The sequence below is a fragment of the Cytobacillus sp. genome, assembly GCF_032154635.1.
In the GTDB taxonomy this organism is placed as follows: Bacteria; Bacillota; Bacilli; order Bacillales; family Cytobacillaceae; genus Cytobacillus.
On the sequence record NZ_JALDXW010000007.1, the window covers coordinates 118,579 to 139,813 of the forward strand.

Here is a 21,235-nt window from a genome sequence, read left to right on the forward strand (position 1 = left end):
GTCAATGCTTCCACTTTACCAAAGGATAGTCTCTTTTTGTTTTTCTTGACATAAAAAAGGCAATCCCTCAGCCAATTTCCATGGCTTTTGGGATAGCCCCCTTCTAAAATAAAGACTGCGTATAATTACTCGTTATTTCACATAACAAAAATCAGATTTCCCACTTACTAACATATCTCTTTCGTTTCTATTCAAAATCAAGAACCTAGAACATAAAATACATACCGGCTCATGCCTTCTCCGATGATTATCGCTAGCAATGCTAAGTAAACAAATGAATAAGTTGCTTTTTTGCTTGGAGCTAAAGCTAAATAAGCTAAAACTACAATTCCAATAAGCTCAATGATCCAGCGGATTGTAATTGTTCCCTCGTAAGCTCCTAAACTAGCTGCAGCAGCTTGACCACTTATTTGTCGAATTTCTCCTTCTAGAGAAGAGTATGTTGCTAAGCCAATTAGCTGAAGAGCAATACCAGCAAAGACTACGATGAAAGCTGTTTTTAATAGGTCTTTAGACAATTCATTATTCTGAAGTGAAAGAATTGATAGACTAACAGCGAGAATCGCTCCTAAAGTGAACGTTGTACCATAAAAAGACAAGAATGTATTTGCGTGATTCCAGCCATGTACGAGTGTATTAGAATAGATGGCTGCCATACAATACACATCAATAATACCGACGATGGCTGTAAAAATAAGCAAAACTGGATTCACCTTTTTTTGTAATAAAGCTAAACCCGTAGTAGCACATACAAAAGCAATAAAAGTTCCAGTAACGACAATTTCACGGCTCATCCACGAATGACTAATTCCTAAGATCGCATTGAAAGCATGCGTTGGAGTTCCAAGGTGTGCAAATGAAGCTCCTAGTCCAATGAATGATAATACTGTAATAACGAACAACGGTAACTTCATTACTGTGAAAGGATCTGTTCCGTTTTTCTTCATCTTATTGTAAAAAATCGACAGCATAACGATTCCACCAATTGCCGCTTGCATACAAATAGTAAAAGTTAATAATGGCCATTCATGCATTATGGAATCCTCCTTTATATAGCCGCATCCTTATGCGGATTAATAACGATATTTGGTTTAGTTATAGATGGTCTAGGGAGTCCTTTAATTTCTGCATTATTACCATATTTTTTACGTAACTCATCAATCGGGCCAAAATCGATGCATCGCATAATACAAGCTGCGATACAAGCTGGCTTTTCTCCCTTTTCACGAAGATCTAAGCATGTATCACACTTTGTCATCATCCCAAGCTCTTCATTAAATTGCGGAGCACCATAAGGACAATTCCATTCGCAGTATTTACAACCAACACATTTTTCATGATCTACTACAACGATCCCATCTTCACTTCTTTTGTGCATCGCGCCTGTCGGGCAGCCTTTTACACAGCCAGGTTCGTCACAATGATTACAAGAAATCGAGACATTATACGCTCGAACATTATTAATCCAAGCACCATCTTTATCCTTCGTAAAATGACCATCTTCAAATGAATATACACGTCTAAAATTTATCCCAACTGCGTTATTATTCTTATCCTTACATGCAATTACACATGCATTACAACCATTGCAGCGGGTTTGATCAATATAAAAACCTAATTGTGCCATTTTTCATCCTCCTCCTTTATGCCTTCTCAACTTGTGCTAAATTCGTATGCTGAGGGTTACAATGCATTGGTGAAGCTTCTAGCCCCGTGAGAACGTTAATGACACCTCTTTCGTCAACCCCTTTATCGTTTGGTGTGTACCAACCACCTTGTGGCATACAAATAACGCCAGGCATTACTCTGCTAGTCACTTTTGCAGGAATAATCGTCGTCCCTCGATCATTGAATACCTTTACCTTGTCGCCTTCGTTAATTTTTCTTTTCTTAGCGTCAATCGGGTTGATCCATAGTTCTTGTGTTTGTACCTCTTCCATCCACTCGCTCGTCTCCCATGTTGAGTGGCAACGTCTTTTCACATGCCAGCCAAACACTTGTAATGGATATTTGCCAGTTACGCTGCTTTCTGGACCTTCTGCAACTGCCACATGCTTCGGAATAGCAGGAATTGTTTCTTTTTTATCCATATCCCATAGCTGTTTAGAAAATAATTCAATTTTTCCTGAAGGTGTTTCAAAAGGATTATTTTCAAAATCTTCTATTTGTTCTTTGAAATTGACAATGTGATTGTCTTTATATTTATAAACACCATTTTTCTGCATTTCTTCATAGGACGGGAAGTCTGGATCCTTTGTTTTCGACTCCTGAATCATCCATTTCACCCAATCATCTTGAGTTCTGCCTTCTGTGAATTCTTGTTCTATACCTAACTCTTTTGCAAGCATAGTCATCCATTCATATTCAGTCTTCGAACCATATAAAGGCTCAACAACTTTCTGTGAAAGGAAAATATGCTGACCAAAGCTCCATGGTGGAACAAAATCATTCTGTTCAAAGAATGTACAAGTTGGTAAAATAATATCTGAATACTTTACAGAAGGTGTCATATAAATATCTGATGTGACGATAAACTCACATAAAGATTCATCCTCAAGAATTTTGGTCGTTTCATTAATATCACTATGTTGGTTGACTAAACAATTCCCCGCCATATTAAAAATCATTTTGATGTTTGATGGCAATTTTTGCCCCTCTTCTAGACCTTTAACGCCATCTTCCGCACCCATTTCTGTACCTCGGACAATCGCATCCGTATATTTAAACACAGGAATCGAAATACCTAACGGATTCTCTGGGATTGGAAAATCTTGATATTTGATTAGCTTACCGCTAGGAAAGTTTGGTCCTGCCCAACCACCACTGATACCAATATTTCCAGTTAATGCTGCGATCATAGAACCGCCTCGTGACAGCTGCTCACCATTCATATGACGATTAATGCCGTTTCCTTGAACCCATGCCATCGGTTTCGTTGTCGCCACTTCACGTGCAAGCTTGATGATGCGATTCGCAGGGAGCCCTGTAATCTTTGCTGCCCATTCTGGTGTCTTTGGCACTCCATCTGTTTCACCCATTACATAACTACGGTAAGATTCACCAGCTGGAACACCTTCTGGCATATGCTCTTCATCATGACCAACGCAAAACTTATTTAAAAAATCTTGATCATGAAGATTCTCTGTAAACATGACATACGCCATTGCAGCTACAAGCGCATTATCTGTTGTAGGCTTAACAGGGAACCAATCATCTGCAAAAGCCACGTTTGTGTCCGTTTTCCGCGGATCAATTGTATAAATTTTTGCCCCTTTTGCTTTCGCCATTCGAAGATACATATTAAAATGGCCAATGATTGTTTCAGCAGGGTTCATACCGTGTAAAATGATCAGCTTTGAATCTAATAACGGGCGACAACTGTTGCCTGCTGAGCTTGTACCAAACGTATATGGTGTCGCAGCACCGTGCTGTCCTGAGCTATAATTTGAATAGCGTCCTAAAAACCCGCCATCTTGTGCTAGTAGTCTTTGAATGACCGTATCTCCACTACCTATTGTACCCGTTTGCCCTGTAGCATAAAGGCTAAAGCGAGAAGCTGGACCATACTTTTCTTTAATTCGCTTGTTTTCCCTAGCAATAATTTTTATTGCTTCTTCCCAAGAAATTTCCTCGAATTTTCCTTCTCCACGTTTTCCAACACGCTTTAATGGTTTTTTAATCCGATGAGGTGAATAAACATGTTTACGATAACCACGGCCGCGTAAACAAGCGCGAATTTGCGGGAACTGTTCATTATCCGCATTCTCATCTCTTTCGTCATTATCTGTTGAAATACGAACGATTTGTCCATCTTTTATATGCGCTTTAATTAGACATTTCCCGCCGCAATTCAACGTACTACAAGTTGGAACAACGACTTCCTTCACATCATTATTGTCTGACTTTGCAAGCACTTTTGGCACCAAGCTTTTTGATGTCACAGCACTTCCAACTACTAAAGGTGCCGTTACTGCTCCTGACCATTTTAAAAATGTTCGTCGCTTCAGTGTTTTTTTAGCTATTTGCTCTAAAAAGTTTTTATCCATTTTCAAGAACCTCCTTGAAACTCTTAATGTATTCAAATTCTTCATAGATGAAATCCAATAACAATGTTGCTATTCCTTTATAGAAATCACTTGTTGAGTAAGAGTAAATATCTTTTGTAAAAGGCTTAATCCATTGCATAAGATGATTCGAAAGCAGCCAATATTGATTATATATTCCCCTCATAAAATCATCCTTTTGTCTTTCATCAAACGCTTTTTCCGTGTACTGAAGTAAAAAAAGCATAAATTCTAATTGGATAGCTATGTGATCTTCCGGTTCTTCTTTTTCATTAATAAATCGCAAACCAAACTGATGTAGCTTATCTCTTAATTGAAACACAGTCTCTCCAAACATAGTCTGATCCTTTGTGACATAAACAGATTCCCAAGGTGGTGCAAGAATTTCGCCCTTTTCATTAAACACATTAAAAATACGGAAGAATTCGTTGTTTTCCTTTTCAACAACTTCACTTACATTTTCTATTTTTAATTTAGTAAAAAATGTATTTAAGTGAGTATTCCCTTCAGCAAATACGGATAAGTTACTTGTGTAAAGCATGTCTTTCCAACATTGCAAAGTTTCTATTGATAGTGGTTCTTTAAAACCGACAATGAGAAACTCGTAGACCCATTTTCTCTGGAAACTAACAGTAGATTGATCATTTGCGCACAAGCTAGTCATGGAACCGCCTCCTCTCAATAATCTAGATGACTGAAAATTCACAATAAACCTACTTTGTGATTTTCTGCACAATATATGGTGTAATTATAGGGGAATTTTTTTTAGCTGAACAGTTCAAAACCCACACAAAATACCTAACAATCTGTGACTTAAAGTGACTTTTATACATTCGTATCCTTATCGTCAACAATATCTTCACAGGTGTAACAAAACTTAACTTCTTCCTATTAACTTTTCACTTGAATTGTTACTTTTCCTTTTTAACTATTTTTATTACAAACAAAAAAAGAGGCTAGGACAAAACTAAATAATCCACTTCTAAATCTGTATAATATACTTTACTAAACTCGTGAAAAATAATAAAAACCGAACTACTCTGAAGCTCTAAAATAGAGTTTCAAATAATAGTTCGGTTTCTTCATTACTGAAAACCTTTTGTCCCAGTCTCTTTTTAATTATTTGATTTTTAAGTTGGTATATAAAATGTTTCATTTTAATTTTTTATAGATACTGCCCATTATTTCTACAGTTTCTAATTATAGTTCACCATTTCGAACTTTTTTCTGTTTTTAACATTTTTTACCTTAGTCGTCTGAATGGACTATTTATGGCTATTTTCTTTTTCGGTGGCGCAATTGGATCCGCGATTGGGGGATGGGCATACGCAGCGGGAGGATGGAATACTGTATTATGGATTGGAATAGCCTTCCCAATAGCTGCCATCCTTTATTTTGCTACAGAGAAGAGGTAATTCAATGGGTTACATTCAATTCGTACGGCATTTCCATGAGAATGTAGCTATTCTACTTTGCGGGTAATAAGCTTGCTGGTCCTCCATAAAGAAAAAATATTTTTATAAATGATTTAACACTCACCTTTTTGTAAGTACCTGTAATAAAAGTGCATACTTACATAGTTACAGTGTTCGCTTTATGATCAAAATATAAATTATATTAAGGAGGACAAATTTTTGAAAACTCTTGTTATTGTAACACATCCCAGCATAGAAACTTCCGTCATTAATAAGCGATGGGTAGAAGAACTGAAAAAATACCCAGAAAAGTACACTGTTCACGAATTGTCTAAGGTTTACCCTGATGGAAATATAGACGTGGAAAAAGAACAAAAAATGGTTGAATCACATGGTAATCTTATTTTACAGTTCCCTATATATTGGTTTAATTGTCCACCTCTCCTTAAAAAATGGCTTGATGATGTATTAGCCTATGGATGGGCTTATGGTTCAAATGGAGGGGATAAATTAAGAAATCGTAAAGTTGCTTTAGGTGTAACTGCAGGAATCAAAAAAGAAGATTATCGTGAAAACGGAAGATATAAGTATACACTTGAACAAATATTAGTTCCCTTTAAAACGACATTCCTGTATTGCAATGCTGACTATCGTTCGCACTTTTCGTTTTATGGCAAGGAAAATAAGCCGGGGGGAAACGAAGAAGAAACTGAATCTGGTATAGGAGAATTGGATAAAAGCGCTCAGGATTATTTGAATTTTATTGAAAACCTGTAATGGGCAGCTTTATAAAAACTATAAAAAGAAGTATTTCCTTATTTGAGGAGATACTTCTTTTATTTAAACAAATTAGCTAGCTATTGCGATACATCCTTCGGTGCTGGAAAACGATTTTTCTCTCCCCACTCACACATCATATTTAATAATGGAACGAGCGAAAGACCACGGTCAGATAATGAATATTCAACTTTTGGAGGGATTTGAGGAAATTCCTTGCGTATGATAAGACCTTCTGCCTCCAACTCTTTTAACATGATGCTTAACGTTTTAAAGGAAATGGCACCGATACTTCGCTTTAACTCATTATGACGCATAACCTTATTTTCAGACAGCCAATATATAATGATCATTTTATATTTACCAGCTATTAAAGACAACGTATATCCAAATCCAGTGTCTTTTAGTTCAACACCAGTCGGAACACAGGTTTTGTACACAATATTATTTTCTAATTCACTCATGATCGTTCTCCCTTCACATTCAGAGTCGTCTTCTGCTTTATTACCATTTGAAAATACCAAAGGAAATTCTATTAGGTGGTTTGCGGAAAAACTCAGTTGTTTTTGAAAAAATTCACTGTTTCTCTAAATGTACTTTTAGCTAATTCTTCATTGTATTTAGAAGAGTATGGATCACTAAATCCGTGCTCCCCCCTACATATATGTGCATCTATATTTGGTTGATCAATTGTTGAAACTAATTCATTAACATTAAATGATTTTTCCTCATTCGGAAAAAATAACAATACCGGACAATTTGGATGTATATTTACATAGTCCCTAATTCGTGAACCATAATATCCAACAATACCATCCACACCTTCTTCCTCACTACACAGCCAAGCAACCGTTGCCCCTATACTAAATCCAATGATAAATATTTTTGAATACTCATCTTTACTATCTATTAATATATTTTTTATTTTATGTAATCCATTTAAGAAACCTGCATTATCCATAAAAAAATGGTACGCCATTTCCTCTTGAGAATAATCAAAGGGGATATGCTCGAATAAATCAGGGCATATAATATCAAAGTTTTCTTCTGATAATAAATTACATACATCCACCATATGTTGGTTGATTCCATATATTTCGTGAACAACTATAATTAATTTATCGGATTTTTTGTTTATTTTAAGCACCCTATTCACCCCTTAATTGATCTTCATATTGTTAATGATTATATCATTTTAACCTGTCCATTCATGTGATTTCGATGTATCTTCTTTTCATATTCAAAAAAATACCCCTTGCCTAACTCTAACCATTTTTTACATACTAAATATCATTAAATTCGCCACCAAAAACGAATAAATTATACTAGATCAATTTGTGAACCTGACGGAATCATGAGTTTCGTCAGGTTCTTTCTGCATTCTGGCTATTCTTAAATCAAAGTTATCTAAGTAAATATAAAGGTATTTTATATACTTGTATAAGTATACTTTACTTTTATAAAAATTGGGTTTACAATCTAATTCAAGAGGTGGTTGTTATGAAAAAAGATTTTGGTGATTCGATATCAAATAAGGTTTATGAATATCGTGTACTTGCCAGAATGTCTCAACAAGAATTAGCGGAGAAAGTCGGAGTTTCCAAGCAAACCATCTTCGTAATGGAAAAAGGAAATTATGTTCCGACTCTGCTGTTAGCTTTTCGAATTGCCGATTTTTTTAATGCTGATGTAAACGATATTTTTACTTATGTGAAAGGAAATGATCAAAATGATAACTAAGTTTTTCTCGGATATCCATAACTCAATATTCTACCCTTTAAAATCCTGGGCTGAACAATCTACTGGAAATTGGAATATTCTCATTGGAGTTGGTTTTTTACTTCTTATGGGCAGTGCGATTTTTGCCTTGGTATTTCATATGAAGATGGGGCCAACCGATGAACGGACAAATAAAATCTCTTTGAAAAGTGCTTACTTTGTGTTGTGTGTAATTGTTTTATGTGACTTGATTTTCCCTAAAGATTATATGTGGAACATCTTTTTCATGTTCAAATATGCACTGGCATTTTTAGCTGGTGGAATTTACTTGGCCGTCCAATATAAAAAGGATTTTTCATAAGGATAGGCAAGGATGGCTCAGCCATGAGTAAAGGTATTATAAAAGTCACTCAAAAAGTATAGCGAAATCGAGGGAGGGGCATAAAATTAGGATAGTCATCAAAAATCGGTCGTCCAAAACAGTTCTTATCATTCTTTCTTTCATGTTTTTAGTGTCGATTTACGGGTATCACCGACTAGAGAAAGACTTTGTATATCCGGTTGTGCCTGTAGCAATCAAGACTGTTTTTTTATCAGAGGCATATTTTTCTGAACTCTCGGAGCAGTATGAACAAATTCGCTCTAAGCATCAAAAATGGTATATATTTGATACATCTAAAGCAATTGCATCACATGCAATCCTCATGCATATGATGAATGATTTGGTGGAAAATCAAGAGCTTCTGAATGGACATAAGCAATTTGATCTGTTTTTTGAGACATTTGATCAACATGTCAAACAACTCCCTTATATTACGGAAGAAATTCATTATTTTCGCAATGAACTGAATCGATATGGAGAGGCGCCTGAACAATTAGAAGAAATGATTGAACTTGTGGCATGCGGCAAATGGAAACTATTCAGCGCTAGATATCACCGGTATGAAGTAGGCGAATATGACGCTGCTTATAATGTGAAGTTTATATCATCGAATGGCCGCTTTGAAGTTGTCTATCATGCTGAGACGGGTCAGATGGTAACCGATCCGGTTAACTTAGGCACATATAATTATGCACCTGGGAGTATCCATCCATGGAAGTATTACCAGCACCATACATACGATAAAGTTCCATGGAAGAAGTGGGGTAATACTGATCAGATTCCATACAAGGAAATTACAAAGCGTCAGACAAGGCATGGCTCAACGGAGCAAAAAAACAGTACAGAAGAACTCCTTAACTTAATCAAAAGCAAAATATCAGATTCACAGAAGTGTCGATAAAGATCTACCCTGAAGGATTTAAAGTACTAAAGGGCAGTCCCCACCCTAGTGGAATTATACATATACTTATTCCATGTAGAGCGCTTTGTTTAAGAAGAAAATTGGATATTTTTAGTTAAAAAGGTTTGATCATTTTTACCCTATTCCACAATCGAGCCTGATTGCTTAAAATGTGCTTATATTAAAAACCATGGAATCACCTAGCTTTAGGAGTTCCATGGTTTTGATGAAGTGTGTTTGAACTTTATACTTTAGCTGCCCAAATTTCTATTTCAATCTTTATCTCAGGTAAACCTAACTCAGCAATATATCCAATCGTCATTGCTGGATAATCATTGCTAAATAATTGTTCCCATTCTGAATAAAAAAAGTCCCAATCAATTTTCTCAGTAGCCCATATGTTCACTTTTATAATGTTTTCAGCGCTTAAATCCTCAGAATCGATCATTGTTTTTATATTGATAAACGTATTACTTACTTGTTCATTCATAGTTTGTGGAAATTGACCATTTCGATCTACACCGACTTGACCTGATGTAACATATAACTCCGCATTCCTTGGAATTTTTGTAATATGTGTGTAATTGCCAACTGGTGCAGGCATACTTGTTGGGTTTTTCCTTGTGATTTTTTCGTTTTCCATTTATTTACCTCGCCATTTTAAAAATTTTCCTGCAGTTTTGCCTAGAAAGTCAAATTTAGACACACTTCACCCTTTAAAAGATTTCTAGAAAAAAACAGCAGTGGAGTATCCATATCCGTAAGATAAGAACTTAAGTGATTTTTTCTTCATGGTGAACACTCCTCTCTCTTAAAATGACAAGTTTTTTGATAATTATAATTTTATAGGAAATAGGTTCTTTGCACAACTTAAATATTAATCTAAGGTTTATTCCGCAAAATGACCAAGTTTGTTGAATTTTAAAAAACAGATTATCAGCATCATGGTGTCAAATTTTATTCCAAGTCTACACCTCAACAATCGGGCCGTTCTTCATGTAAGTAGCATTTATTAGAGTTATGCTTCTATTTCTGACAAGTGATTAATAATCTCATTGTTGACTTGGACTGGGTTATCAAGGTTTGTAGCATGATGGGCGTTCTTTATATAAACCAATTTAGATAGAGAAATACGTTTAGCCATTTCTCGTTGTTGTCTTTCTGTCATAGTGTCATGATCGCCCTAAAGTATTAAGGCGGGGCAGCTTAATTATGTAAGTCATTTCCACTCTCCATTGTAGAAACTGCATGCCATATACGTATCCAACGGTTAAAAGGTATTGAGATAACCGCTTCTTTGATATATTGTTTGTTTTTGCTATTGAACTTAGAGAGCGTTCTTGCTTGAATTATTGCCATTACCCTCATAGGTATAAAAATGCTTGACCATCGATTTATGGAAAAAAATACCTTCTCAAACCAATTGTATGTATTAGTAAAAGGCGTACCAATTAATATAAGCGATGTTACAAATTCCGGGTACCTAATTGCAGTTTGAAGAGAGATATGCCCTCCCGTTGATAAGCCACAAAGATGAGCCGGTTTTACATTTAAATGGGCTAATAATCCAATTAAGTCTTTGCTAAAGTCCTCGGAGTCCACTTTACCTTTTGGTAATGAAGATTGACCATGTCCACGTACATCCCACGTAATGGTTTTATATTGTTTAGCTAATTCATCAATCTGTTGTTTCCACTGTCGATTTCTTCACCTACTTCTCACTAATACGTATTCCCCCTTTATTTATTAGCTATTATCTAACAATCTGGCCCTATTCATAAAGAAAGACGTTTTCCTTAATTCAGAAAAGCGTCCGTTGGTTGAATAAGACTTACTTAATTAAATTAGTGGTTTTACCATTGTATAATAACAGCTACCAGGAGGATAATCTTTAATTTCACCAACAACTTGATACCCTTTGATTTCATAAAACGACCGAGCTTGAAATTCAAAAGTGGTCAAAAGTGCGTTCTTTGCACCCTTCTCTTTGGCGATTTTTTCCGCTTTATCAAGAAGAAGCCCGCCTAAACCTTTACCTCTGTATTTTTCACTAAACCAAAAATCATTAATTTCTAGCCAGTTCCAATAAACATCAGCATTTAAACCACCAATCCAATTTTCTTTGTCATCTGAAACAATAATATTTATCGGCTGTACAGCTTCTTTTTTCCTTGCTTCTTTATGATGAATGGAATGTTCATTATTATATTCCCTAATATTTTCATGTAAAAAAGTCGAAAATTTTTCGTTATTATCCAACGAAATTTCTATTTTATAATTCATCTTCCTTCTCCCCATATTTGATTTATACAATATCTTTATTCTACAATCCTGTTAGTTACTTTAAGTACAATCATTCACAACCTATAATTATTTTAACATAAATATCCATTTACCTTACTGAGTGTTATTCGAGAAAATGGACCGATAACCAAAAAGGACATGCCTTGTTATATGCATGTCTCGAATTTCAAAAATATTGACATCTCTCATGAGGAAAAACTAATAGCAACTATGGAGGCAGCATCCTACCGTAAAGAAGTCAGGGGCATCTCCTTCGGATAAGCAGTTAAAAGCTTTGTCTAACATTTTCGAAACCATTTCATATGTAGGACGGCTTTGAATATTATAGGCAATAATTTCACCATTAAATAAATCAAGTATAGGGAAAAGATATAACTTCTCACCAAATAAATGAAATTCAGTTACGTCCGTTACCCACTTTTCATTTAGTTTTGTCGCTACAAAATCACGTTTAAAAATGTTTAACATTTGAGGTGCAGATCAAATTCAAAAAAGCGCCCGATACTGGAATAACCCTTCCCAAATGGGCACTTTAACTCATTCTCGACTATTTTTTAAAATTCTCATCTACCAAAGGTTTTCCTTCTTGATCAACCATAACGGTTAATCCACTTCCAACACCAGAAAGATTCAACATATATAGAACCCCCGTCTGGTTATCACGAATAATCTTAAAAAGTTCTAGTTTTCCTTGAGTATAAATAGTTTCAAAACGTTTGTTATCCATTACCCCACTCTCCCTTAACTCGATAATTGCTAAAGTGATTCATTAATTTATGTATAATTCTTGATAGCCTCCTTACTATCCTCCTTAATTTCAAAATAAATTTATGCCAGCGCAATTTAAAGCTATTACTCAAGAATCTGGCCCGATTGTTTCTGTAATTGATCTGCACCCAAATGTTAGAGTCGAGTCTAACATTTGGGGTGCAGATTAAAGTGAGTAAATGCAAGCTATCCAAAACAATTTCGGGGTTCAGTTCAACTTTGTTCCAAATGAAATTAATTTTTAGCAGTAAAATCAATTAAAGTATTGCTTTTTTGATCAATTTTTTATTAAACTAACAAAAATAATTGACAACACCTATTGTAGTACTATACAGTACTAATTATGACAAGGATAAAATTAATGAATCAAAAACGTGTGATTGAAGTAGCTGCATCATTATTTTTAGAAAAAGGGTTTGCTTATACAAGCATGGATGAATTAGTTCGTGTAAGCAAAGTTTCAAAGTCTAATGTGTATTATCACTTCTCTAATAAGGAAGAATTGTTGGAAGGGGTCGTTGATTATTGGATTGAAATGTATCAATCTGCAATTGATGGCTTACTAACTCAAAACCAATTATTAGTTGAGGATCGTATCCAACTGTTTTTAAAGCAATTATCACAAGGAGTTCAGACGAGAGAATATAAGGGGAGCTGTCCGTTCATTACGCTTTATATTCAAAGTCCTACAAATGCCACAAAAGTAAAAGAAAAAATAGGTCTTTTTTTTAAAGGATTACAAACGAAAGTTTCTCTATTACTTAAACAAGGGGTAGAGAATGGTGAATTTAGAAAGACCATTAATATTGACGAGGTTGCATCTCTTTTTATTACAAATCTTGAAGGAGCGCTATTTATTTCAGAAACACTGGAGGATGCAACTGTAATTATGAAAACAGCAGATCATTTTTTTAACTTGCTTCGATAAAAGAAGCATTTTTTTTACATCAAATTAGTACTGAATAGTACTACAAGGAGGATTTTTATGAGAACAGTATTTTTAACTGGTGGAACAGGTTTTATTGGAAAGCAATTAGTGAAGGAATTAGCCAAAGAGCATGTTACAATTCTTCTATTAGTGAGATCGAAGAGTAAAGCAACACGCATTTATCAAGAAAGAGGCATCTTAAAAGAGGCAGTTATGCACTTTATTGAAGGTGATTTGACAAAAATAGACTTAGGTCTAAGTGCTGAAGATAAGGAGTTGGTATTGAAAACGGATGTAATTATTCACGCAGGAGGCCCCATGGATATTCAAGCAACAAGCAAAGAGGCAGCTTCTGTATTTTTGAATGGTGCCCAACATATTAGTGAATTCGCTAAAAATATTCATCAATTGAAGGGATTGCAACAATTTATTCATGTTGTAGGTTATATGAGTCCCTTTGATGATAATAATAGCAAGGTTGCGATAGATGTGTTTAAAGAAGGAAACAATTTTTTGAAAATAAAAAATCCATATGAGAGAACAAAATTTTTAGCAGATCTTTATATCCGTCAACAGGCATCAGCAGTAGGTTATCCGCTGTCTGTCATTAATCCGCCAACTGTGGTTGGTAGTAGTAAAACAGGGAGTACAGAGCAGATAACAGGATTAGGTTTGCTTGTGACAAGTATGCGAAGAGGGCTCATGCCAGTGATTCCTGGAGGTAAGGGATATAGGTTGCCACTGATTTCAAACGATGAGTTTGCGAAGTTTATTGTGCAGGTTTTCAAATTGGAGCAGCCGGCTATTCAAACATATACACTTGTTGATGACAAAGAGAACGATCCGAACATTGCTGAATTATTAAGTGTTATGTCGGAAAGTATGAATATGAGGGCACCAAAAATCTCTGTTCCAATGCCGCTTATGAAAACAATAATGAAAAGTGGAGTAAGTAAAATAACAAACATTCCTTCTGATGGACTGAATTTTATCACAAAACGAACATTTTCAAATGGTTCGGTGAAAAACATGAGGGGGGGAGATTGGTTTAAGAAGATGAGTGTCATGAACTTTTTCCCTGCCGTAGTAGCTGATCTGGATTATCGATTGATGTATCAAAATGGTGAGCATCATCATTTATTTGAGCGAACATTATGCGATAACAATACCCTTTACCAATTACAAGGAGAGGGGAAACCGTTTATTTTATTACATGGTTTATTAAGTGATGGAGAAGATTTATTTCCTTTAGGGAAAGAGCTTCATGAAAAAACAGGTCGACCTGTATGGATCATGGACCTTCCAGGTTTGGGACGTTCTCCTTTTAAACGAGAGAAAAATCTATTAAATATCTATTTGAATGTATTGAAAAATTTATTGGAGAAAGCTACTAATGGTGCCCATCTAATTGGCCATTCATTTGGTGCGTATATTCTTTTGGAAGCATTAGTACAAAAGTACATAGATAAGAAGTATACAATTACTTTACTTCAGCCACCTGTTGCTAAAAAAAATGCTAAATCGATAAATGTTCCTCAATTTATGAACAAATGGACATTGAAATTGGCAACTACTAATTTGATAGAGCGTTATTTATTAAGTAATGGTTTATTTGAAAGTACGGTGAGTATCCCTAAACATTATATTGAAAAAATAAGTAACAGTTTTACTTCTCCTAGAATTTTAAATACTACGGTTCAGCTTAACAATTTACTATTGAAAAACGTTCAAGGTGATTTCAATGAAGTAACAAAGTATAATCTTCGCATTATTTGGGGGGATTATGACAGAGGCTATTCTGCTCCTTCGCATCTTGGCAAGGTTGATTTTGTTCCATATGGTCATCATTTTCCTCTTAACCATCCGAGTGAAACGGCTAATTTGGTAATAAAAAATAGTAGTACTAGCAGATGAGAGTGTGGGATAAATAAAAAGCATGTATAAGATTGTTGTGTCTTTGAAATAAAGTCGTACGGTTTACATGGATGGCTAACGGGATACTTTAGTTTTAAAAAATCTTATATTTAGTTAAAAAGATTAAATCCATTTTAATCTATTTTTTCAAAATGGAGGAAAAATATAGAAAGCTGTATTTGCAGCTTTTTTATTTTTCAATATTCCAAAATCGGGCGCGATTGTTGAACAATGAATTAAATATTATAAGTTAGAAAAAAGGAATGTCTTCAAAATTGAGACATTCCTTTAGATTTTCAAGAGTACAACTTAATTTTAAAAAAACACTAGGTCACGACTGAGTTGTCTGGAGACACAACAGTTGTTGCATGAAAAAATAGTTCTTTACTAAAAGGTTATAAAAATCCTGTTAAAATCAATAACGTGTAATTAATAAAAAAAGAAAGTCCTTTACTAGTTGTAATATTTATCATAAAACCAGTTGCTTTCATTATAAAAATGTTCTTTACTAGTTGTTCAACAATCGCGCCCTTTAATGGAATAACTAAAATAGGACCTCATTCAAAAAACATTATGCTTCTTAAACTAACGCTACCCGATAGTTTAAGTACAATCCCTTCACAATCTATTCTTAATAATGTCGATCAGCTTATTTATCGCACTGACTACCAATTCTGGTTCATCATTTTGTATGTAATGTGCACTGTTTTGAGCAATCACCAATTCACCATCTGAGGATATTTCTAGAATCTCTCTCTGCATTTCATTCCATAACTCTTGTGATTCCTTTGAATAATGAGCTTTCTTACCAGCGGAAAGAACAATTAATGGGACATTTAATTTTAGTCTGGTTTCTTTTAACTGCTTTAGGCTTTCCATAAATTCATCATAATTGCCTTCGTAAACGAATTGCTTGTTGTATGCTTGTTGAAAATCTTGTGACATAGTTGGGAGAAATCTTTCTTTGTAATCTTCAGGTGTAGAGTCAACCAAGATAAGTCCACAAACTTCATTTTGATATTCAGTTGCAAACATCCGCATATTTACTCCACCAAATGAATGACCGACTAATATGTAGGGAGGTTTAATCTTCGCTTTAATAAGAAGTTCCTTCAATTCTTTTACCATCTCACGGCTGGTTCTGGGGTTAGAACTTGTTTCACTTTTCCCAAGTCCTGCTCTATCATATATTAGAACATTAGAGAGCAATGAAATATCCCCAATTACCGAATCCCAGGCCTTGGAAAAATCTCCATATCCAGCGTCCATTATGACAGTTGGTTTTCCGTTATTATCTCCCCACAATTTAGCATAAAGTTTACAATCACTTATTTTCACAAACATTTCTTTAGTCATTAAGTCCATTCCTCTCATTTAGCCAATTATCAGTTAGTTGAAATTTAACAATTTTAACACCCTTTCTTCAACTAAACTCCCGTTACTTTAAGTACATTTCTTCACAATCTCTTCCTAATTTTAGCATATTACGCGCACTACGTTATTCAACAATATGGCCCGATTATTGAATAACATTAATGACGATTGTTTAATTAATTGCTCGGATAGCTAATCAGGCAAAATTAAAAAACCCTTCTCGTTTGAAAGGGGCTTAGTTATTCCATTAAGCATTAATTATCTCTATCTGGATCGATTTCATCAGTAATTTGAGTAAAGCCATTATACCCTTTAACGTTAAGGAGCAAATTGCCTTCTTCATCTACTTTAGTAATATCTATTAAAGCTACTACTTTTTTGGGATTTATAGTATCTAAGTAAAAAATACTATTTTCTACTTTTGTTTCTCCATCTTTAAGATAAAATTTCCATATACATGCTTAAGTCTGAGTTAGAAAGATCAATACTTTTACTTGTTGATTTAGAACTCTGTCCAGGTTTTAATTATTTGATTTCACCTATCTCTTGGAAAATAATATCTAGTAAATGACCAAATGAAAATTTAAGATTTGAGATATCCTGCTGGCTTGAATTTTTAAGCTCTATTGTCACTCCTGTATCGTATTTTCTATACTCGCCCTGTGTATCAATCATTATAAAGTAGGAACTTCCGTATAATACTCCATATAATAGGATGCCTAACAATATGAAGCTTGTTAAAATAACCAACAGCCTCGAAGAATTCGGAAGCCGGAAATCTTTCGAGCCCAGAGCTCAAGGAAGCCATGACGAGGTACAATGAGGAATTAGTGAAAGCAGGTGTGCGAATTATGGCTAAAGGACTTCATCCAAGTTCAAATGGGATTCGGCTTTCGTATCCAAAACAAGGAGAAAAACCAGTGGTCACGGATGGCCCATTTACGGAAACGAATGAATTGATTGCTGGATTCATACTAATTGATGTTAAATCGAGAGAAGAAGCCGTTGAGTGGGCCATGCAGATGCCGGATCCACAAGGACATGGTGAAGGTCAAATTGAGCTGCGGCAAGTATTTGAGTTTCCGGAGCAAAACTAATTGTAAATTTATAGAAAAAATTGATTCAAGAAGGGATTAACGCTTTTTTTGTTTGAACTTATTGAACTAAACTATTAAAAGGATATTGTGAAATAGAAAAACAATGGTTAGATATTGTAGGTTCTATTTAATTCATATAAAACAATCGATTTTTCTAGGAAAAGAAAGTTCAACTTTCGAGTGTTTATTCACTGTAGGAACAGACTGTTTTAAACGTGAATATGATATACATTTTCAGTTTACATAGATGAGAGGAATGTCAACTTGCGTGAATGGGTCCTTAGTAAACTACGAAATCACCGTAATGGTATACCATGGAGGGATCTGCAACAGCAAGGCCAGGATTCGTAGGATTGGAAAGACCAACTCCACCAACTACTTCAATTTCAAGTTTCCCACGTAATGGACGATCCTCCCCTACTACATAATTCCCCGTAGATTTAACATGAAGAATTCCATTTACGAAAGAACTAATATCAAACTCAAGCCGAATACAATTCATTGAAGGAATAACGGTAGGACCAATGCCTTCAAGGAGTGACCTTTCACTCTCAATAGTTATAAAGGGAAGTGGGATACCTTCAACAGAGATCTGAACTGGAGGACAAAGTTCAATCACTACATCAGCTTCTAATGGTCTGTTTGTTGGGTTTTTAATAATAATTACAAGTCGATTATTTGGTTGTCCAACTTCGGCATTCAAAGGGACTAGGAACGGTCCTGTAGTAATTGTATGTTTTTTTTGATGACACTTTGAACTACAACTTGAATTATCGAATGATTTATGACTTGACATAAAATCACCTCCTATAACAAAAAATAATCACATTTATTACCTTTTTGTTTTAAGGTATGATTTAGCAACTTTCTTCTTTTCTTTTGCAAACTATAAAATCTCCATAATGGAATATCAAGGAAGGGTCGGCATTAAAAAGCCCGGGTGCAAGATCTAGGGTCGTCCTACTAACACTACCTTGTCCACCAATCACTTCTATTTCGAGTTTTCCACATAATGGGCGATCTTCACCAACTAAATAGTCACCCCTAGAAGTTACACGAAGGGATGCACCCTCAAAATCGAAAATATCAAGTTCTATTCGAGTGCAATTCATTGGGGGCACGATAGAAGGACCAAAATGTATGGGAACTGGAATTTCAGGAATGTTAGAGATAAATGGCAAGGTAATAGGTGCCGGTGGCCGTGGACATGTTTCAATTACAATCTCAGCTTCTAATGGTCTGTTTGTTGGGTTTTTAATAGTTATTACCAAGCGATTATTTTCAAAACCATCAATAACTTCAGGAATTAGAAAAGGCCCCGTAGTAATTGTATTTTTTTTTGATCTACTGGACAAAAAAGTCACCTCCTCTCAAAAATATAATTTTCTAATATATTTTATTAAACTTACTTATTATTGGATAGGTAGCTGCAGTAGGGGAGTCATGTATTTTTTCATAAATAGATGAAGTATATTCCTCTGACTTGGATGTTTTTTTCGGATGAAGATATGTTCCATTTACCTTCTTTACAGTTTCAAGATGCAGAATTTGATCTACTCCTTTCTGTACATTGATGTGGAGGATTGTTATTGATATTATTTTGAATTCAAGTTTTCTGTTAAAGGGTGTGATTGAGAAATAAGGATTTAAATATTATAAATTAGAAAAAAAGAATGTCCTCAAAATTGAGACATTCATTTAGATTCCTAGATTACAACCTACTTTTAACAGCGTATAGTCTATTTTAAAAAACAATTCGACAAAAAATATAAAATAAACGAACTGTAAATAGTGCAAATACAGAAGTCGTCCAATCCGTCCCAAATTCACCATCATAATATTGTAATAGTTAAATTTTATGAGGTGATTATATGGCTAACAATAACCAACCATTTCAGGGATGTTGTCCAATTAGTCCGACTTTTAAACCGCCAAGGCTACCAAGATTAATCGGACCTCCTGGCCCACCTGGGCCACCAGGTCCCCCCGGACCATGTCTTTGTGACTGTTGTGTTTTTCCAATGCAGTCCGTTTTACAACAACTGGTGGGTCAAACTGTAATACTTAGTACTATTGCTGATCCACCAAATGTACCTCCTCTCTTTTTTTTATTCACTATTACTGAAGTGAACGATTTTTTAGTTACTGTTACAAATGGAGGGGCAACCTATGTGGTTAATATTTCTGATATAACAGGGGTAGGATTTTTACCACCGGGACCTCCAATAAGTTTATTGCCGCCTGTTGAATCTGGGTGTGAATGTGATTGCCGTGAACGACCAATTAGACAATTGCTAGATACACTTATCGGATCTACTGTGAATCTTTTAGCAATAAATGGCTCTACTGCAGTAGGTTTTAATGTGGAACAAACAGGTCTTGGCATAGTGTTAGGCACTTTACCTATAAGTCCTGAGACAATTTTTAGATTTGTAATTTCAACTTGCAAAATTACGGCTGTACAAACTAGTTGAAAATCTCTTCTGCAAATTAGAAGTAAACGACATTGAATGTTATGAATACTTTTGAAAATTATCTTTAAACCGAGTCTTTAATTAAAGGGCGCAATTCTTGAAGAATTGTGCCCTTTTCAGCAATAGGTAATATAATTGTAAGACAAACTAGGTGTAAAATATGTTTGACACATAGTTTGTCTTTTTTTATAATTAAGGTGTAAAAAACCTTTTACACCTTATAAAATCTAAAGGCGGCTTAGTAAATGGAAAATAGAATTAAGGAGTACAGAGAAAAAGGCAGTCTCTCACAAAGGAAATTAGCAGAATTATGCAATGTAAGTAGACAAACGATTAACGCTATTGAGAACAATAAATATGACCCAAGTTTGCAGTTAGCATTTGATATAGCAAGGACTTTGGGAGTCGCTATGGAAGATTTATTTATCTCTGAGAATGGGGGAAAAAGGAATGAATAAAACCAAAAGTGTTATAGCTATTTTAATCTTTATTGTTTTCTTATCAATTGCAGGATTTTCCTTATACAAATGGGTTAGTTTTGGAATTATAGATGCAGCTGGTATATTCTTTAGTTTTCTAGCTTTAAGCTATTTTTTTAATTGGCTTAATTGGGGACATCATGAAGGTGGCGGTGAGAAAGATGAATTAGATAGACATATTGAAACTCAAAGTGCCAAAATAGGTTATTATGTGCTAATGATTCTATCTGGTTTAATATTATTTATTTCTGAAGGAACTGGTAATTTTAATCATATTGATAATTATCCACTGGTTATGGTGGTAGGTCTTACATTTGTTACGGTTCCAATCACAGAATTTATTTATTCAAAGAAGTACAAGTAATAATAAAGATTGCTATCTTCAACAATCGGGCGCTTTTCGAAAACAGCCGTTACCTACTAATGGGTAACGGTTTTGTGTTTGGTGGAGATGCTTTAATTATTCTGAAGACAACTTTAATACGTGAGGGGACTTGGTGTTTAACAATCATTCACTTCATACTTAGGTGATCAGAAATTTAGTTATTTTTCCATTTTAATGACTTTTTATTATTGACATACCGTTCTGGGGTATAGTAATATCATTTTAAGATAATGACTTACTATTCAAGTGAAATG

The 21,235-nt window shown here is 34.8% G+C and carries 21 protein-coding genes and 4 pseudogenes; 11 read left to right on the top strand and 14 right to left on the bottom strand.

All coding sequences use genetic code 11. The features are described 5' to 3' along the window. Nucleotides 1-197 precede the first annotated feature (197 nt). From RUH74_RS07455 to RUH74_RS07470, 4 genes are read right to left on the bottom strand one after another with little or no spacing between them, the layout of a single operon-like run. A complete protein-coding gene (locus tag RUH74_RS07455) occupies nucleotides 198-1,034 on the bottom strand; it encodes a dimethyl sulfoxide reductase anchor subunit family protein (RefSeq protein ID WP_313799653.1) in 837 nt (278 codons plus the stop codon). A 14-nt stretch (nucleotides 1,035-1,048) separates the two neighbouring features. After that, nucleotides 1,049-1,627: a DMSO/selenate family reductase complex B subunit gene (locus tag RUH74_RS07460; RefSeq protein ID WP_313799654.1), complete on the bottom strand. Its 579-nt coding sequence runs from the start codon at nucleotides 1,625-1,627 to the stop codon at nucleotides 1,049-1,051. Between the two features lie 16 nt (nucleotides 1,628-1,643). Next, nucleotides 1,644-4,046, bottom strand: a complete 2,403-nt coding sequence (locus RUH74_RS07465; RefSeq protein WP_313799655.1) for a DMSO/selenate family reductase complex A subunit — start codon at nucleotides 4,044-4,046, stop codon at nucleotides 1,644-1,646. After that, nucleotides 4,039-4,728 (bottom strand): TorD/DmsD family molecular chaperone, encoded by a 690-nt coding sequence (locus RUH74_RS07470; RefSeq protein WP_313799656.1) that lies wholly within the window; start codon nucleotides 4,726-4,728, stop codon nucleotides 4,039-4,041. The genes RUH74_RS07465 and RUH74_RS07470 overlap by 8 nt, the downstream gene beginning before the upstream one ends. Nucleotides 4,729-5,314: 586 nt before the next feature. On the opposite strand from RUH74_RS07470, the pseudogene RUH74_RS07475 reads away from it, so the two are divergent. Both RUH74_RS07475 and RUH74_RS07480 read left to right on the top strand, forming a co-directional pair. Next, nucleotides 5,315-5,479 (top strand): annotated as a pseudogene (locus RUH74_RS07475) (MFS transporter); the annotation flags it as partial. Nucleotides 5,480-5,698: 219 nt separating this feature from the next. Next, entirely contained in the window at nucleotides 5,699-6,256 is a 558-nt protein-coding gene (locus RUH74_RS07480; protein ID WP_313799657.1) for an NAD(P)H-dependent oxidoreductase, read from the top strand. An 80-nt stretch (nucleotides 6,257-6,336) separates the two neighbouring features. Here RUH74_RS07480 and RUH74_RS07485 read toward each other — a convergent pair whose 3' ends face one another. Further along, nucleotides 6,337-6,720, bottom strand: a complete 384-nt coding sequence (locus RUH74_RS07485) for a winged helix-turn-helix transcriptional regulator (protein ID WP_396229923.1) — start codon at nucleotides 6,718-6,720, stop codon at nucleotides 6,337-6,339. Between the two features lie 92 nt (nucleotides 6,721-6,812). Continuing rightward, nucleotides 6,813-7,403 (bottom strand): dienelactone hydrolase family protein, encoded by a 591-nt coding sequence (locus RUH74_RS07490; RefSeq protein WP_313799658.1) that lies wholly within the window; start codon nucleotides 7,401-7,403, stop codon nucleotides 6,813-6,815. 353 nt (nucleotides 7,404-7,756) lie between these two features. Here RUH74_RS07490 and RUH74_RS07495 point away from each other — a divergent pair, with 353 nt between their 5' ends. From RUH74_RS07495 to RUH74_RS07505, 3 genes are all read left to right on the top strand, one after another. Beyond that, nucleotides 7,757-7,996 carry a helix-turn-helix transcriptional regulator gene (locus RUH74_RS07495; protein ID WP_313799659.1) on the top strand — a complete coding sequence of 80 codons (240 nt, stop codon included), beginning with the start codon at nucleotides 7,757-7,759 and terminating at the stop codon, nucleotides 7,994-7,996. Further along, a complete protein-coding gene (locus tag RUH74_RS07500; protein ID WP_313799660.1) occupies nucleotides 7,986-8,336 on the top strand; it encodes a DUF2178 domain-containing protein in 351 nt (116 codons plus the stop codon). Before RUH74_RS07495 ends, RUH74_RS07500 begins: the two co-directional genes overlap by 11 nt. 151 nt (nucleotides 8,337-8,487) lie before the next feature. Then, nucleotides 8,488-9,258: a hypothetical protein gene (locus RUH74_RS07505; RefSeq protein ID WP_313799661.1), complete on the top strand. Its 771-nt coding sequence runs from the start codon at nucleotides 8,488-8,490 to the stop codon at nucleotides 9,256-9,258. 244 nt (nucleotides 9,259-9,502) lie between these two features. On the opposite strand, the gene RUH74_RS07510 is transcribed toward RUH74_RS07505, so the two are convergent. From RUH74_RS07510 to RUH74_RS07525, 5 genes and pseudogenes are all read right to left on the bottom strand, one after another. Continuing rightward, the gene (locus tag RUH74_RS07510; RefSeq protein WP_313799662.1) at nucleotides 9,503-9,901 is read right to left on the bottom strand and encodes a RidA family protein; all 399 of its coding nucleotides are present in this window, start codon (nucleotides 9,899-9,901) and stop codon (nucleotides 9,503-9,505) included. 563 nt (nucleotides 9,902-10,464) lie between these two features. Then, a complete protein-coding gene (locus RUH74_RS24150; RefSeq protein WP_396229926.1) occupies nucleotides 10,465-10,941 on the bottom strand; it encodes an alpha/beta fold hydrolase in 477 nt (158 codons plus the stop codon). Nucleotides 10,942-11,097: 156 nt separating this feature from the next. After that, entirely contained in the window at nucleotides 11,098-11,541 is a 444-nt protein-coding gene (locus tag RUH74_RS07515) for a GNAT family N-acetyltransferase (RefSeq protein ID WP_313799663.1), read from the bottom strand. 267 nt (nucleotides 11,542-11,808) lie between these two features. After that, nucleotides 11,809-12,024, bottom strand: a pseudogene (locus RUH74_RS07520) (DDE-type integrase/transposase/recombinase); the annotation flags it as partial. A gap of 85 nt (nucleotides 12,025-12,109) precedes the next feature. Further along, on the bottom strand, nucleotides 12,110-12,289 hold the full coding sequence (locus RUH74_RS07525) for a DUF6440 family protein (protein WP_313799664.1): 180 nt from the start codon (nucleotides 12,287-12,289) through the stop codon (nucleotides 12,110-12,112). A 402-nt stretch (nucleotides 12,290-12,691) separates the two neighbouring features. Here RUH74_RS07525 and RUH74_RS07530 point away from each other — a divergent pair, with 402 nt between their 5' ends. Together RUH74_RS07530 and RUH74_RS07535 are read left to right on the top strand one after the other, a co-directional pair. Beyond that, complete coding sequence (locus RUH74_RS07530) at nucleotides 12,692-13,258, top strand: TetR/AcrR family transcriptional regulator (RefSeq protein ID WP_313799665.1); 567 nt, start codon at nucleotides 12,692-12,694, stop codon at nucleotides 13,256-13,258. A 57-nt stretch (nucleotides 13,259-13,315) separates the two neighbouring features. Beyond that, nucleotides 13,316-15,172 (top strand): alpha/beta fold hydrolase, encoded by a 1,857-nt coding sequence (locus tag RUH74_RS07535; protein ID WP_313799666.1) that lies wholly within the window; start codon nucleotides 13,316-13,318, stop codon nucleotides 15,170-15,172. Nucleotides 15,173-15,790: 618 nt separating this feature from the next. Here the strand turns inward: RUH74_RS07535 and RUH74_RS07540 are convergent. Further along, nucleotides 15,791-16,528 carry an alpha/beta fold hydrolase gene (locus RUH74_RS07540; RefSeq protein WP_313799667.1) on the bottom strand — a complete coding sequence of 246 codons (738 nt, stop codon included), beginning with the start codon at nucleotides 16,526-16,528 and terminating at the stop codon, nucleotides 15,791-15,793. 770 nt (nucleotides 16,529-17,298) lie between these two features. Between RUH74_RS07540 and RUH74_RS07545 the strand changes: the two are divergent. Next, nucleotides 17,299-17,643: pseudogene (locus tag RUH74_RS07545) on the top strand (YciI family protein); the annotation flags it as partial. A gap of 280 nt (nucleotides 17,644-17,923) precedes the next feature. Here the strand turns inward: RUH74_RS07545 and RUH74_RS07550 are convergent. Together RUH74_RS07550 and RUH74_RS07555 are read right to left on the bottom strand one after the other, a co-directional pair. Continuing rightward, nucleotides 17,924-18,439 carry a hypothetical protein gene (locus tag RUH74_RS07550; protein ID WP_313799668.1) on the bottom strand — a complete coding sequence of 172 codons (516 nt, stop codon included), beginning with the start codon at nucleotides 18,437-18,439 and terminating at the stop codon, nucleotides 17,924-17,926. Between the two features lie 61 nt (nucleotides 18,440-18,500). Further along, nucleotides 18,501-18,998, bottom strand: coding sequence for a hypothetical protein (locus tag RUH74_RS07555; protein WP_313799669.1), 498 nt, complete (start codon nucleotides 18,996-18,998; stop codon nucleotides 18,501-18,503). Nucleotides 18,999-19,595: 597 nt separating this feature from the next. On the opposite strand from RUH74_RS07555, the pseudogene RUH74_RS07560 reads away from it, so the two are divergent. The 3 genes and pseudogenes from RUH74_RS07560 to RUH74_RS07570 form a co-directional block, all read left to right on the top strand. Next, a pseudogene (locus tag RUH74_RS07560) lies at nucleotides 19,596-20,117 on the top strand (hypothetical protein); the annotation flags it as partial. Nucleotides 20,118-20,362: 245 nt separating this feature from the next. Then, the gene (locus RUH74_RS07565; RefSeq protein ID WP_313799670.1) at nucleotides 20,363-20,575 is read left to right on the top strand and encodes a helix-turn-helix transcriptional regulator; all 213 of its coding nucleotides are present in this window, start codon (nucleotides 20,363-20,365) and stop codon (nucleotides 20,573-20,575) included. After that, complete coding sequence (locus RUH74_RS07570; RefSeq protein ID WP_313799671.1) at nucleotides 20,568-20,960, top strand: DUF2178 domain-containing protein; 393 nt, start codon at nucleotides 20,568-20,570, stop codon at nucleotides 20,958-20,960. The genes RUH74_RS07565 and RUH74_RS07570 overlap by 8 nt, the downstream gene beginning before the upstream one ends. Nucleotides 20,961-21,235: the final 275 nt, after the last annotated feature.

Excerpts from the sequence above, each read along its gene's own strand:
- RUH74_RS07525 (WP_313799664.1), bottom strand. The coding sequence starts at position 12,289 with ATGGATAACAAACGTTTTGAAACTATTTATACTCAAGGAAAACTAGAA.
- RUH74_RS07540 (WP_313799667.1), bottom strand. The coding sequence starts at position 16,528 with ATGACTAAAGAAATGTTTGTGAAAATAAGTGATTGTAAACTTTATGCT.
- RUH74_RS07455 (WP_313799653.1), bottom strand. The coding sequence starts at position 1,034 with ATGCATGAATGGCCATTATTAACTTTTACTATTTGTATGCAAGCGGCA.
- RUH74_RS07570 (WP_313799671.1), top strand. The coding sequence starts at position 20,568 with ATGAATAAAACCAAAAGTGTTATAGCTATTTTAATCTTTATTGTTTTC.
- RUH74_RS07465 (WP_313799655.1), bottom strand. The coding sequence starts at position 4,046 with ATGGATAAAAACTTTTTAGAGCAAATAGCTAAAAAAACACTGAAGCGA.
- RUH74_RS07470 (WP_313799656.1), bottom strand. The coding sequence starts at position 4,728 with ATGACTAGCTTGTGCGCAAATGATCAATCTACTGTTAGTTTCCAGAGA.
- RUH74_RS07550 (WP_313799668.1), bottom strand. The coding sequence starts at position 18,439 with ATGTCAAGTCATAAATCATTCGATAATTCAAGTTGTAGTTCAAAGTGT.
- RUH74_RS07565 (WP_313799670.1), top strand. The coding sequence starts at position 20,363 with ATGGAAAATAGAATTAAGGAGTACAGAGAAAAAGGCAGTCTCTCACAA.
- RUH74_RS07500 (WP_313799660.1), top strand. The coding sequence starts at position 7,986 with ATGATAACTAAGTTTTTCTCGGATATCCATAACTCAATATTCTACCCT.
- RUH74_RS07535 (WP_313799666.1), top strand. The coding sequence starts at position 13,316 with ATGAGAACAGTATTTTTAACTGGTGGAACAGGTTTTATTGGAAAGCAA.
- RUH74_RS07485 (WP_396229923.1), bottom strand. The coding sequence starts at position 6,720 with ATGAGTGAATTAGAAAATAATATTGTGTACAAAACCTGTGTTCCGACT.
- RUH74_RS07495 (WP_313799659.1), top strand. The coding sequence starts at position 7,757 with ATGAAAAAAGATTTTGGTGATTCGATATCAAATAAGGTTTATGAATAT.
- RUH74_RS07515 (WP_313799663.1), bottom strand. The coding sequence starts at position 11,541 with ATGAATTATAAAATAGAAATTTCGTTGGATAATAACGAAAAATTTTCG.
- RUH74_RS07460 (WP_313799654.1), bottom strand. The coding sequence starts at position 1,627 with ATGGCACAATTAGGTTTTTATATTGATCAAACCCGCTGCAATGGTTGT.
- RUH74_RS07530 (WP_313799665.1), top strand. The coding sequence starts at position 12,692 with ATGAATCAAAAACGTGTGATTGAAGTAGCTGCATCATTATTTTTAGAA.
- RUH74_RS07510 (WP_313799662.1), bottom strand. The coding sequence starts at position 9,901 with ATGGAAAACGAAAAAATCACAAGGAAAAACCCAACAAGTATGCCTGCA.